Source organism: Candidatus Pantoea formicae (assembly GCF_011752625.1).
GTDB classification, from domain to species: Bacteria; Pseudomonadota; Gammaproteobacteria; order Enterobacterales; family Enterobacteriaceae; genus Pantoea; species Pantoea formicae.
In genome coordinates, this window is record NZ_VWXD01000004.1 from 588,776 (window position 1) to 603,674 (window position 14,899).

Annotated in this window: 16 protein-coding genes; 6 read left to right on the plus strand and 10 right to left on the minus strand. The window is 51.3% G+C overall.

What is annotated here, in order from left to right; genetic code table 11:
• Positions 1 to 132: 132 nt before the first annotated feature.
• From F3J38_RS15285 to soxR, 5 genes are all read right to left on the minus strand, one after another.
• Positions 133 to 1,782: a Na+/H+ antiporter gene (locus F3J38_RS15285; RefSeq protein ID WP_167139731.1), complete on the minus strand. Its 1,650-nt coding sequence runs from the start codon at positions 1,780 to 1,782 to the stop codon at positions 133 to 135.
• Between the two features lie 139 nt (positions 1,783 to 1,921).
• Positions 1,922 to 3,271, minus strand: coding sequence for an NCS2 family permease (locus F3J38_RS15290; RefSeq protein ID WP_167139733.1), 1,350 nt, complete (start codon positions 3,269 to 3,271; stop codon positions 1,922 to 1,924).
• A gap of 192 nt (positions 3,272 to 3,463) precedes the next feature.
• Entirely contained in the window at positions 3,464 to 3,871 is a 408-nt protein-coding gene (locus tag F3J38_RS15295; protein WP_167139735.1) for a hypothetical protein, read from the minus strand.
• Positions 3,872 to 4,197: 326 nt separating this feature from the next.
• Complete coding sequence (locus F3J38_RS15300; protein WP_167139738.1) at positions 4,198 to 4,860, minus strand: glutathione S-transferase family protein; 663 nt, start codon at positions 4,858 to 4,860, stop codon at positions 4,198 to 4,200.
• A gap of 42 nt (positions 4,861 to 4,902) precedes the next feature.
• The gene (soxR, locus tag F3J38_RS15305; protein ID WP_084936088.1) at positions 4,903 to 5,379 is read right to left on the minus strand and encodes a redox-sensitive transcriptional activator SoxR; all 477 of its coding nucleotides are present in this window, start codon (positions 5,377 to 5,379) and stop codon (positions 4,903 to 4,905) included.
• Positions 5,380 to 5,479: 100 nt separating this feature from the next.
• On the opposite strand from soxR, the gene soxS reads away from it, so the two are divergent.
• The gene (gene soxS, locus F3J38_RS15310) at positions 5,480 to 5,908 is read left to right on the plus strand and encodes a superoxide response transcriptional regulator SoxS (RefSeq protein WP_167139740.1); all 429 of its coding nucleotides are present in this window, start codon (positions 5,480 to 5,482) and stop codon (positions 5,906 to 5,908) included.
• A 258-nt stretch (positions 5,909 to 6,166) separates the two neighbouring features.
• Positions 6,167 to 6,448, plus strand: a complete 282-nt coding sequence (locus tag F3J38_RS15315; protein ID WP_167139742.1) for a YjcB family protein — start codon at positions 6,167 to 6,169, stop codon at positions 6,446 to 6,448.
• Between the two features lie 55 nt (positions 6,449 to 6,503).
• Here F3J38_RS15315 and F3J38_RS15320 read toward each other — a convergent pair whose 3' ends face one another.
• Together F3J38_RS15320 and F3J38_RS15325 are read right to left on the minus strand one after the other, a co-directional pair.
• Positions 6,504 to 7,454, minus strand: coding sequence for an ATP-grasp fold amidoligase family protein (locus tag F3J38_RS15320; protein WP_167139743.1), 951 nt, complete (start codon positions 7,452 to 7,454; stop codon positions 6,504 to 6,506).
• A gap of 8 nt (positions 7,455 to 7,462) precedes the next feature.
• The gene (locus F3J38_RS15325) at positions 7,463 to 8,719 is read right to left on the minus strand and encodes an MATE family efflux transporter (protein WP_167139745.1); all 1,257 of its coding nucleotides are present in this window, start codon (positions 8,717 to 8,719) and stop codon (positions 7,463 to 7,465) included.
• Between the two features lie 527 nt (positions 8,720 to 9,246).
• Here F3J38_RS15325 and F3J38_RS15330 point away from each other — a divergent pair.
• Entirely contained in the window at positions 9,247 to 9,642 is a 396-nt protein-coding gene (locus F3J38_RS15330; RefSeq protein ID WP_167139747.1) for a transposase, read from the plus strand.
• Between the two features lie 899 nt (positions 9,643 to 10,541).
• Here the strand turns inward: F3J38_RS15330 and F3J38_RS15335 are convergent.
• Together F3J38_RS15335 and F3J38_RS15340 are read right to left on the minus strand one after the other, a co-directional pair.
• A complete protein-coding gene (locus tag F3J38_RS15335; RefSeq protein ID WP_167139749.1) occupies positions 10,542 to 11,495 on the minus strand; it encodes a DMT family transporter in 954 nt (317 codons plus the stop codon).
• Positions 11,496 to 11,567: 72 nt separating this feature from the next.
• Positions 11,568 to 12,398 carry an AraC family transcriptional regulator gene (locus F3J38_RS15340; protein ID WP_167139751.1) on the minus strand — a complete coding sequence of 277 codons (831 nt, stop codon included), beginning with the start codon at positions 12,396 to 12,398 and terminating at the stop codon, positions 11,568 to 11,570.
• A 124-nt stretch (positions 12,399 to 12,522) separates the two neighbouring features.
• Here F3J38_RS15340 and F3J38_RS15345 point away from each other — a divergent pair, with 124 nt between their 5' ends.
• From F3J38_RS15345 to F3J38_RS15355, 3 genes are all read left to right on the plus strand, one after another.
• On the plus strand, positions 12,523 to 13,050 hold the full coding sequence (locus F3J38_RS15345) for an isochorismatase family protein (protein ID WP_167139753.1): 528 nt from the start codon (positions 12,523 to 12,525) through the stop codon (positions 13,048 to 13,050).
• Between the two features lie 72 nt (positions 13,051 to 13,122).
• Positions 13,123 to 13,566: an Xre family toxin-antitoxin system antitoxin gene (locus tag F3J38_RS15350; RefSeq protein ID WP_167139755.1), complete on the plus strand. Its 444-nt coding sequence runs from the start codon at positions 13,123 to 13,125 to the stop codon at positions 13,564 to 13,566.
• Positions 13,563 to 14,024, plus strand: a complete 462-nt coding sequence (locus F3J38_RS15355) for an RES family NAD+ phosphorylase (protein ID WP_167139757.1) — start codon at positions 13,563 to 13,565, stop codon at positions 14,022 to 14,024. The genes F3J38_RS15350 and F3J38_RS15355 overlap by 4 nt, the downstream gene beginning before the upstream one ends.
• Before the next feature lie 138 nt (positions 14,025 to 14,162).
• On the opposite strand, the gene ssb1 is transcribed toward F3J38_RS15355, so the two are convergent.
• The gene (gene ssb1, locus F3J38_RS15360; RefSeq protein WP_034826920.1) at positions 14,163 to 14,714 is read right to left on the minus strand and encodes a single-stranded DNA-binding protein SSB1; all 552 of its coding nucleotides are present in this window, start codon (positions 14,712 to 14,714) and stop codon (positions 14,163 to 14,165) included.
• Positions 14,715 to 14,899: the final 185 nt, after the last annotated feature.

Genomic DNA, 14,899 nt, shown 5'->3' on the forward strand with positions numbered 1-14,899 from the left:
GGTTACACCTGAGTTTATGGCAGCACAACCTTCCCATAGCGCCGCCATTTATGGCGATACAAAATTTTCCGTAGGGTCTCCGTTTATGGAGACCTGACGAAAGACAACTCGATGTCCAACAGACCGCCGGATTTACTCCTCTTTCTCGATCAGCAATGCTTCTAACAAGTCGAGATCGCGCAGCAGCTTCTGCATCGTTTCATTGGAAATCTCCTGTGTCGCGCGCAGGTGGTAAACCTCGGCACGCTCAGCACGCAACGCAGTCAGGCGGAAACGGCGCTCAAGGTTTTCGGCATACAGCGCCTGCTCAACTTCGTCTTTACCCACCACTCGACGGCGCAGATTGCCGATCACGCGTAAGCTCACCTCTTTTAACAGCTCAGGATCGATGTTCTCTTCGGTATCACTTTCCAGTCGCTGCTCCATTTTATGTAGGCTTTCGATAGCCACATTCGCCATCGCCGCACGCGCATGCTGCACTTCCCGCCGATGCCCCGATTTGTCATGGCTCTCCATGCCGCGCAGCAGAATCGGTAACAGGATTACCCCCACAAACAGTGAAAACAGAATCACCCCTGTCGCGATGAAGACCAGTTCGTAACGCGCAGGGAAAGGATCGCCATTGCTCAGGAACAGCGGAATTGACAGCACACCCGCCAACGTAATCGCCCCACGAACCCCCGCAAACGAGGCTACCAACAACTCCCGGAATGAGTAGTTGGAGAACTCCAGTGGCTTCTTCTTCAGGAAACGCAGGCTGGTACGCTGCATGATCCACAGCCAACCAAAACGGACAATCATCAATGCGCCATACACCAGCGCAACATCGGTGAACAGCACCCACAGCTCGACGTTGGGATCGGCATTAGCCTGCGCGACGGACGTTTCAAGAATGTCCGGCAATTGCAGACCCAGCATCAAGAACACCATGCCGTTAAACACAAACTCCAGCATCTGCCATACGCTGTTTGCACGCAAACGCATCGCCAGGGGTGCCTGGCGGATAATGCCAGAACGGGTAATGGTCATCCCTGCTGCCACTGCCGCGAGGATACCGGACACGCCGAGGTGTTCCGCAATCAGATAAGAGGCAAACGGCAGCAGCAACAGCAGCACAGTCTGTGTTGCCGGATCGTCACCGCTCCAGCGGCTCAATAGTCGCAGCGAGCGACCATAGAGCCAACACACCACCACGCCTGCAACCAGACCGCCCACGGCGACTTTAAGAAACTCAACGCTGGCACCGCCCCAGGTGAACACCATGGTGCCCATCGCCACGGCGACCGCAAACTTCAGTGAAACCAGGCCAGATGCGTCGTTCATCAAGGCTTCGCCCTGCACAATCGACATGATTTTTTTCGGGATGCGTCCCTCGCCGACAATGCCAGAAAGGGCCACGGCATCGGTGGGCGACAGCACTGCTGCCAGTGCAAATGCGGGTATCAATGGAATGCCCGGCACCAGCCAGTAAATCAGGTAACCAATCCCGACCACGGTAATCAGCACCAGCACCAACGCCAGGCCGATGATTTCGCGTCCATGATGGAGGAACTCGTTAATCGGCGTTTTCCAGCCATCAGCAAACAGCAGCGGCGGGATGAACAGAACGAGGAAGAGTTCAGGGTCAAAGTCCACATGCAGGCCGAAGCTCGGCAAAGCCAGCAGGGCACCGGCGGCAATTTGCACCAACGGTAACGGAATTTGGAACGGCAGTATGCGCGCCGCCACGCCGGAGAGTGATACCACCAGCGTCATAATGAGAATGGTAAAGAAGATTTCCATGCTTTCCTTAGGCGAATCGTATTTATTCAAGCGATGTTGTTGCGAAGGAAAGTGTAAAACAAAACGCCGCACGAAGGGGCAACCCTGCGTGCGGCGTGGACCAGAAAGAGACTTATCTGGAAATCAGTGGTTATAAAAGTTAAATAGCCCAGCCACCGGCATAGAAAGTCACCAGCGCAATCGCAATCACTACGGTCCCGACATTCAGTTTGCGCCACTCACCCGCAAACACCCGACCAATCACCAACGAACCAAAGCCCAGCATAATGCCGGTCACGATATTGCACGTCAGGACGATGAACACTGCGGTGACTAAACCTGACATGGCATCGACAAAGTCATTAAAATCGATTTTTGCTACGTTGCTCAGCATTAACAGGCCAACGTACATCAACGCGGGTGCCGTGGCATAGGCAGGCACCAGATAAGCCAGCGGTGACATAAACAGAATCAGTAAGAACAACAGGCCAACCACAATCGCCGTCAGGCCCGTTTTACCGCCAGCGGCTGTTCCGGCGGCCGACTCGATATACACTGCCGCAGGCGAAGCACCGACCAGACCGGCAAACAGGCTGCTGACAGAGTCAGTGGTCAACGCGCGGCCACCGTTAATAATCTGACCGTCTTTATCCAGCAGATTCGCCTGCCCCGCCACTGCGCGGATGGTGCCCGTCGCATCAAACACCGCGGTCATCACGAGCGCCAGCACACTTGGCAGCACCACCGGTTGCAGTGCACCCATGATATCAAGGCTGAACATAGCCGACTGACCGTTCGCATCCTTCAAACTTGGCATCGCAAACAGGCCCTGATAGGTCACAGCCGGATCGAAGATCAGACCCACCACCGAAATCGCCACGATGGTCAGCAAAATGCCGCCCGGCACACGACGTTTCTCAAGACCAAAGATGGCAGCGAGACCAATCAGTGCCATGATCACCGGGAACGAGGTGAAGTGGCCGAGTGCCACTGGCAAGCCCGGCGCCGGGTTCTTCACAACCAGGCCGATGCCATCCGCCGCAATGAGCAGCAGGAACAGACCAATACCTACGCCCGTACCGTGCGCCACGCCCATCGGCAGGTTACGCAGAATCCATGCACGAATCCCGGTGACCGAAATCAATGTGAACAGCAAGCCCATCAGGAACACCGCGCCCAGGGCAACCGGTACACTGATGTGCTGGCCGAGCACCAGACTAAACGCGGTGAAAGCGGTAAGCGAAATCGCACAACCAATCGCCATGGGCAGGTTGGCCCACAATCCCATGATGATCGAACCAAAGCTAGCGACGAGGCAGGTGGCAACAAACACAGCTGTCGGTGAGAAGCCGGCTTTACCCAGCATGCCAGGTACCACAATCACGGAGTAAACCATGGCTAAAAAGGTGGTCAGCCCCGCTAAAATTTCCTGACGCACGCTGCTGCCGCGTGCCGAGATGTTAAACCAGGCGTCCAGTTTTCCACTGGCCGGGCGTGATTCGCCAGACATAGTCAATCCTCTGCGTTTTTTAAGATGTAATGAGCCGCACGGCCCGCGTTTGCGCATCATCCTGGTGAGGGTTTCTCAATGAGAAAAGAGGCAAACGTTTACGTGGCCGCGTATTCCAGGTCGTAAAAGGGGGACACGGAAAAAGGCAAACGATTATCTGGCGTTTGCTATGGGGTTTTCAACTATTAATCGCTAATCAGGCAGGATAAAGCGCAGACTGGCGCGGGTTAACAATGTGGTTACACTGATTTTGGCGAAACTTAAGGGATCGGAACTGGCTGGAAAATATCGACATTTCCCCTTTATCGCATAATTTCCCTCAACAACCGCACCAGAAGTATGAGGTTGCTGCGACTTGAAGCGATGACCAACTTGAGGCCCAGCAAAGGCCCGTCCGAAGAGCAAAGCGTCCACGCCATGGGTGCCTGGAGAATCACGGCCAGTTCCATTTATCGCATAGTTTTCCTCACCAACTGCACCAAAGGTATGAGGTTGCTGCGACTTGAAGCGATGACCAACTTGAGGCCCAGCAAAGGCCCGCCCGAAGAGCAAAGCGTCCGCGCCATGAATGTCTGGAAAATCGCGGCCTATTCCATTCATCGCATAATTTTCTCACCAACGGCACTAAAGGTATGAGGTTGCTGCGACTTGAAGCGATGACCAACTTGAGGCCCAGCAAAGGCCCGCCCGAAGAGCAAAGCGTCCGCGCCATGGACAAAAACGCCGGGAGCGTTTTTGAACAATGCGAAGCATTGGCCCGTTTACGGGTGAGCCCCATGGATGGGGCGAATATCCGCGCGGCCGATCTGCATGGATGCATGATTTCTTTGCGATCGGGCGGGCCTTTGTTGGGCATGGCACCCAACCCACAGCAACTAATCCACAGCACCCAATCAACAGCAACTAATCAACAGCAACTAACCAAATTAGCTGAACGAGATAACCCCACCCTGCTCAATCGCGCGTTGCCACGCAGCACGCTGCTCCATCGCTTCGAGCCAGCGTGCAGTGGCGGGCATCTCTTTCAGCGATCCCCGCATCTGCAACGCCAGCAACGGGAAACTCATCTGCACATCGGCGATACTAAATCGCGAACCGGCGAAATAGCGATGCTGGCTAAGATGCTGCTCAATCACGCCACCATGCAACTTGAGCTGTTTATTCAGCCACGCCTTCTGAATCCCTTTGCTCAATGCCGCGCCTGCCGGACGCAATAACCACGGCACCGGCCTCTTCCCTAACTGACCAAACACCAGCTTCATCACCAGCAACGGCATCAGCGACCCTTCGGCATAATGCAGCCAGTAACGCGCCTGAATCTGCTCATCCTCGTCGGTCATGGCAAACAGATGTTCAATGTCATATTTTTGCTGCAGATACTCGAGAATCGCGCCAGATTCGGCGATCACCCGATTGCCGTCGGTAATCACTGGCGATTTACCCAACGGATGAATTTTCTTTAATGACTCCGGTGCCAACAGCGTATCTTCACGCTGATAACGTTTGATTTGATACGGCACCGACAGCTCTTCCAACAGCCACAGCACGCGATGTGAACGGGAGTTTTCCAGATGGTGGACGGTGATCATGCGCTTTTCCTTGCTGGAGAGTCTTCCGGCAAGTATAGCGGATTAGCTTTTATGCTCATCCTGCTCGGGGTCGAGTAACACCGCACCGGAGCCTTGCTGTGCCAGACGGTCGCCAGGGTTGCGTAATGGGCAATCTCGCATCGACAAACATCCACAACCAATACAGCCATCAAGATCGTTGCGCAGGCGCGTCAAGGTTTCGATGCGCTTATCCAACTCTTCGCGCCAATGCTGCGTCAACGCATCCCACTCCTGAGTGGACATACGCTTGTTCGCTGGTACGTGCATCAAACTGTCGCTCACCGTCGCCAGTGGAATGCCGATGCGCTGAGCAATTTTAATGATCGCCACTCGACGCAGCACATCACGGCTGTAACGACGCTGATTACCCCCATTACGTGAGCTGAAAATTAACCCTTTAGTTTCATAGAAATGCAGCGCTGAAACCGCCACGCCGCTACGTTTGGCCACTTCACCGGGGGTCAGCACCGGTTTTGGATAATTGCGCTCTTTTTTCATTTTGGGCCTTTACCTCAAGTTAACTTGAGGAATTATACTCGCTCCCCAACAAAACTTCGAATTTCAAAACCAGGTAAAAAACCTTCAGAAGGATGAGGCTATGATGCAACAGGAAATCATTCATTCACTGACTCACTGGATCGATGAGAATCTGGATAAAGCACTGTCGATCGATGAAGTGGCGGCAAAATCAGGCTACTCAAAATGGCACCTGCAACGTATGTTCCGTACCGTGACGAAACAAACGCTGGGTGGCTATATTCGTGAACGCCGCCTGACGCTAGCTGCTGAAGCCCTGCGCCAGACACAACGCCCCGTGTTCGACATTGCCATGCAATACGGCTACGACTCGCAGCAAACTTTCTCACGCGTGTTCCGTCGTCAGTTTTCACAAACGCCAACGGCCTATCGCCATAACATGCGTCGCCAGGCCATGATTCAGCACCCGCGCCTGCTAAATTTTGACTGCACTGAAAACATGAACAGCTTTGCCCAGCGTACTACCGGTGAGTGCTGCCCGGTTCGCTAATCTCTCTGCGCGCCCTTCGCGGGCGCACCTTAACCCATCTCCTTCTTTTTTCTGATCCCCCGCTTCGATAAAAATTTTTCTACCATACCAGGTATAAATTTTGTTCAAACTTTCAAATCGAGTGATATAATGTGAGCCAAGTCACAGTTTCCATGCGTAGTTAGACGGCCAGAAGGGCCTCCCTGACCTTCCTTCTTTGCCGCCAGTGATGTCCAAACAATGTCAGGGATATCACTGATTTCAAGAGGTTTTTTGCAAATGGCTACTTTAACCACCAGCTTGATCGTCATGCGCTGGGAACTCCTTAGCGCCGTAATGATGTTCTTCGCCAGCACGATGAAGATTAAATTGCGTCAGAACAGTCATCACGTGATGGCACTGATGTTCGGCGGCATTGGCGTGGGGATGTCCTGTTGGTTTGTGACCGGCCTGCTCGGTATTACCTTGAGCATGGAAAACCTGCACAATTTCATGGAAATTTCCAAACATGCCTTTATTGAGGTGATGAGTCAGACGCCAGCTGATTGGCCAATGCCTTAATATCGACCAATAAAAAACCCCGCGAAGCGGGGTTTTTTATGTTGCCGTGTGATACTCAAATTTTCTTCAAAACGGCAGGAAGCGAAACTTCCGTCACCGTAACACCCGGTCTCTGCGCACCGCGGCGGTCCTGGATCCACATATCACCCATCATCTTATTCAACCCTCGATCCAGCCCAGTGACCAATCCCGCGCCAGGCGTGAACGTCAACTCACCGAAATAAATCTGTTCACCATCGATGTACCAATCGACGCGGACATAATCAAAATCACTCGCCAGCGTTTTACTCAGTGCCAGCGCGTGTTGCAACTGTGCCATCATCGGCGATACATCCAAACCGGTATCGCGAATCTTGTGATATGCCTCATTGAGGTTGTTGACATAAAAGTTCATCGACAATAACGGGTTACATCGGTTGTAGATCACCTGCAGCACATACTCGAAGTTGCCATCGCGCTTATTGAACATGTGAAACTTGTAATCAATCGGTGCCGTTTTGCCATCACCAATGTATTTTTCAACCAGGATACGCGGCTTGATATAACGGTAATGGATTTCACGTGCCTCATTGGCGAAATCGGTTTTCAACCAGCGGTGGCAGTCACTGATGATTTGCTGCTTCTTCAATGCATCAGGTTCTTGCAGCAGAATCTCCACCATATTTGAACCGTGATTCGGCTTGATAACCGTATTCTTCCAGCTCGGCAGAGTGTGCAACGAGTGAGGATCGCTCGTCTCGTACACCAGCGGGATCAGATATTCACTGCCCACTTTCTCGGCGATGTACTCGCGTACCGAATATTTATCCGACAGGCGACCATAGATTTGATAGTCGCCAAAAACGAATTTACGGTATAACACTTTCTCATTGAACACTTTCGGCTGACGCAGGTTAGGCAGCTTACGGAATTTGTGAAAATAGTAGATGCGGTCTTGGTAGGCCCAAGGCATCTTCTTAATGAAATATTGCACACTTCTTCTGAGTTCATCTTTCAACTTGAGCATATCGGACCTCATTTGTAGGTTTTGTAGTTGAGTGAGGAAACTTGAATCTTCTGAATGACGCCGTTATTGAAGAAGTAATTCATTACGGTGAGGGACAGGAGTTCAGAGATAAAGACGCTCCAGGCGGCACCCATGATGCCGTAGCCTTGGATCAGCCACCACGACAGCGGCAAACTGATCACCATCAGGCAAATAATCTTCTTAAGCAGATAGTTGAATCCGCCCTCTTTCACCATGTAGCGATACGCTACGGTCCCCATTGCCGAGAAGCAGGTGGCTAACGACAACAACGTAATGAGACTCCCTGACTGTGTGTACTCGTGACCATATAAAGCGATGATGATTTTTTCGCCATACAGCGCTATCACCGCTAATAACAACAATGAAACACCCATAACATAGCCGTTCAGCCGCGCAGTGAGCTTGATGGCGGCTGCTCCACGCTCCCGGAAGATCTCCGAGAAGCAGGAAGTGATGATGGCAACCGGGATGAAAATCCACGAAGCCGAGATAGTATTGGCAGCGGCAAACAGGCCAAGATCGCGAGCTGATGCAATGCCAGCGAGAAACATCTGTGCCGCTTTCACCTGCACGGAGATGAAGATGCTGGAGATGGCCAAGGGCAACCCGGCGTACAGTAAATAACGCAGATAGGTATTGCGCTTCTCCTGGGGTGGAGCGATGTCCTGGTTTTCGCGATAGAAATTGAATCGCTTAATGACGTAGGGCACCAGCGTCACCGCCACAATCGACAAGGTCAACCACAGCGGATTGAGATGTAACCAGGCAATCGTGAAACTCATGCCAAAGCCCAGCAGCAGGCCGACCGAGTTAGCCACCGTATTCAGGCGGGATGCCAGTCGCGCATTGTTATATACGCTGAACGTATCCTGAGTGACAAACACCGATGAAATAAACGAGGCCAGCGCAAACGCGAGGAAGTTTTCCTGCATGTTGTACCATACCCAGATCAACACTGGGATTGAGGTAAGCAGCAACAAGACCAGCCGCATAGTGCGCGCCACGGTCATCAACCGCAGGCCTTTCGGTGCACTTTTGCTGATGCGTTTAAAGAGGATGGTTTCCGTGCCAAAAATCGCCACGGTCTGCACCATCGAAAACAACGAGGTAGAAAACGCCATTTGACCGAAAATCGTTGGGCCAAAGGATTTTGCCACGTAGGAGGTCACAAATATGACGCCGAAAACCGAGACGATTTTCTCAGACATCATCCAGGCGGCATTAGACATTACGCTCAATTTCATTGACTGATCCTTAGTATTACTTACAGCAACTGCCTTTCGGTACAACGTCCTTGAAATGAATTAACAAGCGCTCAGTGGGCCTGGCGTGAATTAATAACTTCAAACCAAACTGGTCCGAAAAATGAGACTCGTGTCAGGATTCTTTTGATGAATTCAGGAAAATTCCGATTAAACCTGGCGCGAAACTCTGCGGATGTAAACGATTTCAACGTAAATCTGAAGAAAAAGTTTGCTGGCACACCCCGTATTTTGAACAAACAGGTTATGCCGGATTTCCAATGATTGTAGTATTTTTCTGCATTTGGGATGGAATGAATCTATATCAAAAACCTAAAGCCAGGAAGGCGTTCGGCGGCATTCAGAATAAAATAAGATTTATCCCATGATGATATTTATTCTAAATAACTTAATTTAACCCTCGCAATTCTAATCGCGCACTTTAATACTGCATTAATACTCTTTTTGCAGTACCAGATATTAATACAGTAATTCTCATCCACTAATTGATAAGAAAGGTAAGAGCATTTATGAGAAAGTCACGATATAGCGAAGAGCAAATCACAAATGCCATTAAAGCTTCTGAAACAGGAGTGAAAGTCAGGGAGATTTGTGAGGAGCTGGGCATCTCCGAGGCCACCTTCTACAGCTGGAAGAAAAAGTTTTCTGGGCTTTCTTCTGAGGAGGGACGTAAAATCAAAGAGTTAGAGGAAAAGCTGCAAAACCTCTCTCGTGAACTGCAGGCATTGAGTTCCGATAAGGAAATGCTGCAAAGCGTACTGAAAAACTTCTTTACCACAAATGAAAAGCGTCAGGCAGTTAACTTCCTGCAAACCACCTTCGACATTGGAACACGTCGTAGCTGCCGCTTGTTGGATATTAGCCGCAGCGTTTACCACTATCCTTCAGGCTCCGATAATCGCTAACTCCATTAAGACCGTTGTTATTTGACTTAATGCTGAGATTTGTTCTTACCAGAAGAGATGAAGATCATTTAATTCGGCGTTCGCAACATAACAATTCGCACCATTTTTTCCTGATGATTATCATCGCGGAATTGCTTCCTTTTTTGCGGTAAAATTGATTCACATCAGCAAAAGTCTCGCTATTCAAGCCATTTAGACGCAGCCCAATCTCATTACGGTGAGATTGGTGCTGCGTTTATTACTTTACCAATATTAATATACAGACCTAAATGCAGATAATTCTGTTAAGCAATCATGAACAACGGCATGTAACCGCTCACACAGTGACTCTCTTTTTAATTGGATCTGTCACTTTTCGCAACTATCAGACTATACATTTCGCGTAGACGCTATCCCGCATAACAACACCAGGAATGATCCGGAACGAAAAGGTTATTACTCCTAAACAATAACGGTAAAATACGTAAAGAAACTCAAATACTGCCTCTCAATTCATCGCTGTCTTTAATCATTTTTTTCTACGAGATGTGCGGATGTTTCTCACTGCGAGAGCAGGATCTTAAGCAAAACATGGCTTTGAGCCGCAAATTTCAGTGCCAAATCGCAGTAAAAGTGCAGATAAAACACCTTTTCAGGTCGCTATTCACTCACTCTTTCTCCCTGAACAGACCGTTTCACGGCCATGATAGCCCCCTCATCGGGCTTTAACCGTCGCGAACTGAAGCATCTGTTATGCCAAAATGAGGCAAACTTGCCGCTGGAAAACAGAGGAATCGTTATATTAGGGGAGCGAGACCGGCAAGAAATGACGCGACATAGGGTAAAAAGGATTGGTCAAATTCTTAAAAACAATGAAGAAAGCGCTGCTGGTCACCTCGCCAGCAGCGATAGAAGAAGCGTTAAATGGCGCTGACCTGAGGCTGTGGTTTGATACGCATAGCATAGATAACCCCGACGATCAGGCAACCTATGCCGATCCCGGTCAACAGCGGCGGCCAGCTTTGTCGCCATAGAAAAGTCCACAGCAGTCCAGCCAAGGTTTCGAACACAATTAACGGTCCCATGATCACCGTTGGCACGCGCTGACTGGCCGCATTCCAACATAGCGTACCGAGCCAAGAACAAATCAGCCCAATTCCCATCATTAAAAGCAGATAACGCGTTGGCTGCGGCCCGAACGGCAGCGCAAAGTCAGGCTGCTGCCAATGCAGCTGACCACAAACCAACAAATAGAACACTAACGCCAAGGGTAACGTCACCAATCCTTGCGCGGTCGCCCAACTTGCAGGTTTGTGCTGGGCATGAGATCGAAGCCAAATACCGTTGCGCAGTGGGTACCATGTCCAGCATGCCACCGCCAATACGGCCAGCACTAAACCCGAGAGATAACGCGCCCAGTCAACATTCGGCCCCTGCATCTGCAATTCAGCGGTATTCACACACGCCAGACCCGCGGCGATGATCAGCAATGCAGGGAACAGCTTGCGCCAGGAAAGCCGCCCTTCAAGGTGGCCATAGCAAAGATTCGCCGTCACCGTGATCACTACCGGTAGTGTGCCAATAATCATGGTCGAAATGGGTGCGCCGGTACGCTGAATCGCGCTGGCGAGAAACGCGTAATAAAGAAGATTGCCGACCAGAGACAATTTCAGTGCTTCCAGCCAATCCCTGCGCGCCAGTTGCCGTAGACGACGGCGATCTAACCATGCCAATGGCAGAACGACCAGACCAAAAGCCACATAGCGCCCAGCCGACTGCAACGTGCCTGGATAGTCCGGTATCAACAGCGGCCCAATGAAAATCAGCCCCCACATCAGCCCTGCGGCAAGTGCAAACAAGATTCCAGCAAACATTCTCTTTTCCTTTATGATCTTTCCGCCGCAGTGTGGCGTAACCAGAGAATAAAGGCTTGTAGCAGATTGCGGTTAACGTGACGGGAATACTTGCTTTTGATAGCGCCCTGGCGTGATGCCATAGCGATGGGCAAAAGCGCGCGTGAGATGTGCCTGGTCGGTCAATCCAACGGCTGCTGCGACCGAAGCCGCACTTTCTCCTATCCCTAAACGTTGCTTCGCGTCGAACAGGCGAAAGGCCATCAACATCTGATGCGGCGTGACATGGAAATGTTGTTTGAAACTGCGAAGAAAATGCCACGGCGACAGCGACGCCAGTGCGGCCAGCTCTTCAAGACGAACCGGCTCCGCCAGGTTTTCGCGCAGATAGGCTTTTACACTATCAAAGCGGTGGGCGCCCTCTTCAGGTCGGGATTTTCCCTGATGTGCCAGCGGACGTAATAGCTCCAGCAGTTCCAGCAACAGGCTCTCGCGCTCCAGCGCGCTGGTGGCTTGCCACATCTGCGCCAGTCGCTGGGAAAACGGCTGTGCCAGACGGGCATCTGTGCGCAGCGCTTCACTAAACCACCAGTGACGATCGCCCGTGAGTCGCTCCATCTCCAGTGGATCAATATAGATCATGCGATAACGCCATCCCTCATCACAAGCCGATTCCCCGGTATGCAGCTCATCAGGATTCATCATCACCAGCGAATGCCGGGGTGCCGTGTAATGCGTACCGCGATAGCGAAAGCGCTGTGCACCCGATTCAATGGTGCCGATACCAAAAGCTTCGTGCGTATGCGGCTCAAAGGCGTAACGTGAGATGTGCGCCTGATACAGCTCGATACCGGGCAATTCAGCAAAATGCTGAAACTGCGCTTGATCGCACTTATCAGGAAAGATTTCCGGAACCACCTTCATGTCACACCTCTCAATAACAGGCTAATTAGCATGCGCGGCAGCGAGCTGAAATGCAAAGCAGAATTGCTTTACCTGCATACGTAACAATCGCGATACTGTCATCCAATCTATAAAGGAGGCGGTGATGGCTAATCGGGTTGTAGTGGTAGTGGATATGCAAAACGGCGTGCTGGCTACGCCACGTTTCGATCGTGACGGGCGTTGTCAGCGCATCAATCAACTGACGGCAGCGGCCGATCAGGTGATTTTTATCCAGCACGTTGAGCCAGGCCTCGAAGTGAACAGCGAAGGCTGGCAGGTCGTGCCGGAATTGGATCAGCCAGCCAACGCGATCTACGTTAACAAGACCGCCTGTGACAGTTTTTGGCAAACCGACCTCGCAGCTCAGCTTGATCAACATGGCATCGAGAGCTTTGTGGTTTGCGGTTGCGCGACCGATTACTGTGTGGATACGACGATTAAGGTTGGCGCGAGCTTGGGCTATCACATCACCGTTGCCGCCGATGCGCACACCACGGCCGATCGTACTTATGTCTCGGCACAACAGCAGATCAATCAGCACAATGAAATCTGGGCGGATTTGATTCTGCCGGGCAACCCGGTGTTAGTGCGTGATACTGAGGTGATTTTGCGGGTGTGGCGGCCGCATTAGAGGTTCAGCTATTGAAAATTCCCGACAAGTGTCAATAATAGAACATGACACTTGTCAGGTCAGGAGATTTCAATGCGAGCTTATATTCCAGGACGTGAATCACAAGATAATGCGCTATGGCGCTATGCGGGGCTTCCACCGCGCGGGCTGGAATTGACCCGCATGCTCGAAGCGGGTTTGCCTGTTGCGGTGATTGACGATATTCGTCACTGGTCAGCTATGACCCGGGCCGACGTCATGAAATACACCGGAATCAATGAACGTAATATCGCTCGCCGCAAAAGTGCAGGAAAAAGCCTGTCTCCGGATGAAAGTGAGCGCATTGCACGCTTCGTACGTGTAATGGATGCAGCTGTGCAATTGTTTGGTGGCCGCAAAGAGGAAGCAACGCATTGGCTCAGCCACCCAGTTAAAGGCTTAGGGAGTATCGCACCCATTACGTTGCTGACGACCGAGAGTGGCGCACTTGATGTGCTAGACCTGATTGGCCGGTTAGAGCATGGTGTGTTTTCGTGATTTTTTATCGCCTGACTAAAACTCAATATGCTAGTGAAGCCTGGACGGGCTATGGCGCAAAGCTTTATGGGGGCCGCTGGAATCACAAAGGGTATCCCGCCATTTATGTTGCCTCTTCCGTTTCTTTGGCCGTGTTGGAAGTACTGGTGCATGTTTCCAATGAAGCGATTCTGGAAGAGTATACTTTATTCAGTATCGAGATCCCTGATGACCAGGTTGCCTATGTGGCATCAGAGCACTTACCCCCTGACTGGCGCAATGATCCGGCTCCATTATCAACGATGGAGTTGGGTACTGGATGGTTGCAGTCTGGCGAAGGGACAGCGTTGATACTGCCATCAACGATTATCCCAATGGAAAAGAATGCAATTTTGAACCCCTCAGATGTGAGTTTTCAGCACTATCTCAACAGTGTGGTAACGCTGCCGTTCTTTTTCGATAGTCGATTAATAAAGTAGCCAGCGCTTTTTCTACTTTATTAGCGTTCACCATTTCGGTTGAATTGCCCTCAAGCCATTCTTGTTAAAGATGATTTTTAGACACAAAAAAGCCCCGTAAAACGAGGCCTTAGTGAAAAGTTGTGCGTGCGCGTGGAATTAGAACGGGATGTCGTCGTCAAAGTCCATTGGCGGTTCGTTGTTCGCCGGTGCGCTCTGCTGCTGCGGACGCTGTTGTGCGCCGCCGCTGAACTGGTTGCCGCCCTGAGGCTGCTGCTGAGGTTGCTGTGGCTGGCCCCAACCGTTGTTGTTGCCACCGCCCTGACCACCCATCGGTGCGCCGCCTGCGTTCGCGCCCTGCTGACGTCCACCCAGCATCTGCATGGTGCCGCCAACGTTAACGACCACTTCCGTGGTGTACTTTTCCTGGCCGCTCTGATCCTGCCATTTACGAGTACGCAGCTGGCCTTCGATGTAAACCTGAGAGCCTTTACGCAGGTATTCGCCTGCCACTTCAGCCAGTTTGCCGAACAGCACAACACGGTGCCATTCAGTAATCTCTTTGTTTTCACCGGTTTGCTTGTCGCGCCAGCTCTCTGACGTGGCCAGCGTAATGTTGGCTACCGCGCCACCATTAGGCATGTAGCGCACTTCCGGATCCTGACCCAGATTCCCGACAAGAATCACTTTGTTTACGCCACGACTGGCCATGTTGCTGTCTCCCGATGAGTTGATGCTAAAAGTCTAAGCGAAAAATTGTATCACGTCACAATCACGCTGCCCACTTCAGAGCAGGCTCCCAATTTTTCTTCGGCACGCAGAATAGCAAAAACACTGGATATTTATTCAGTTTATTTTTTGTGCCATACTAACGCGTTTCTGCTGGTCGTGCTGGC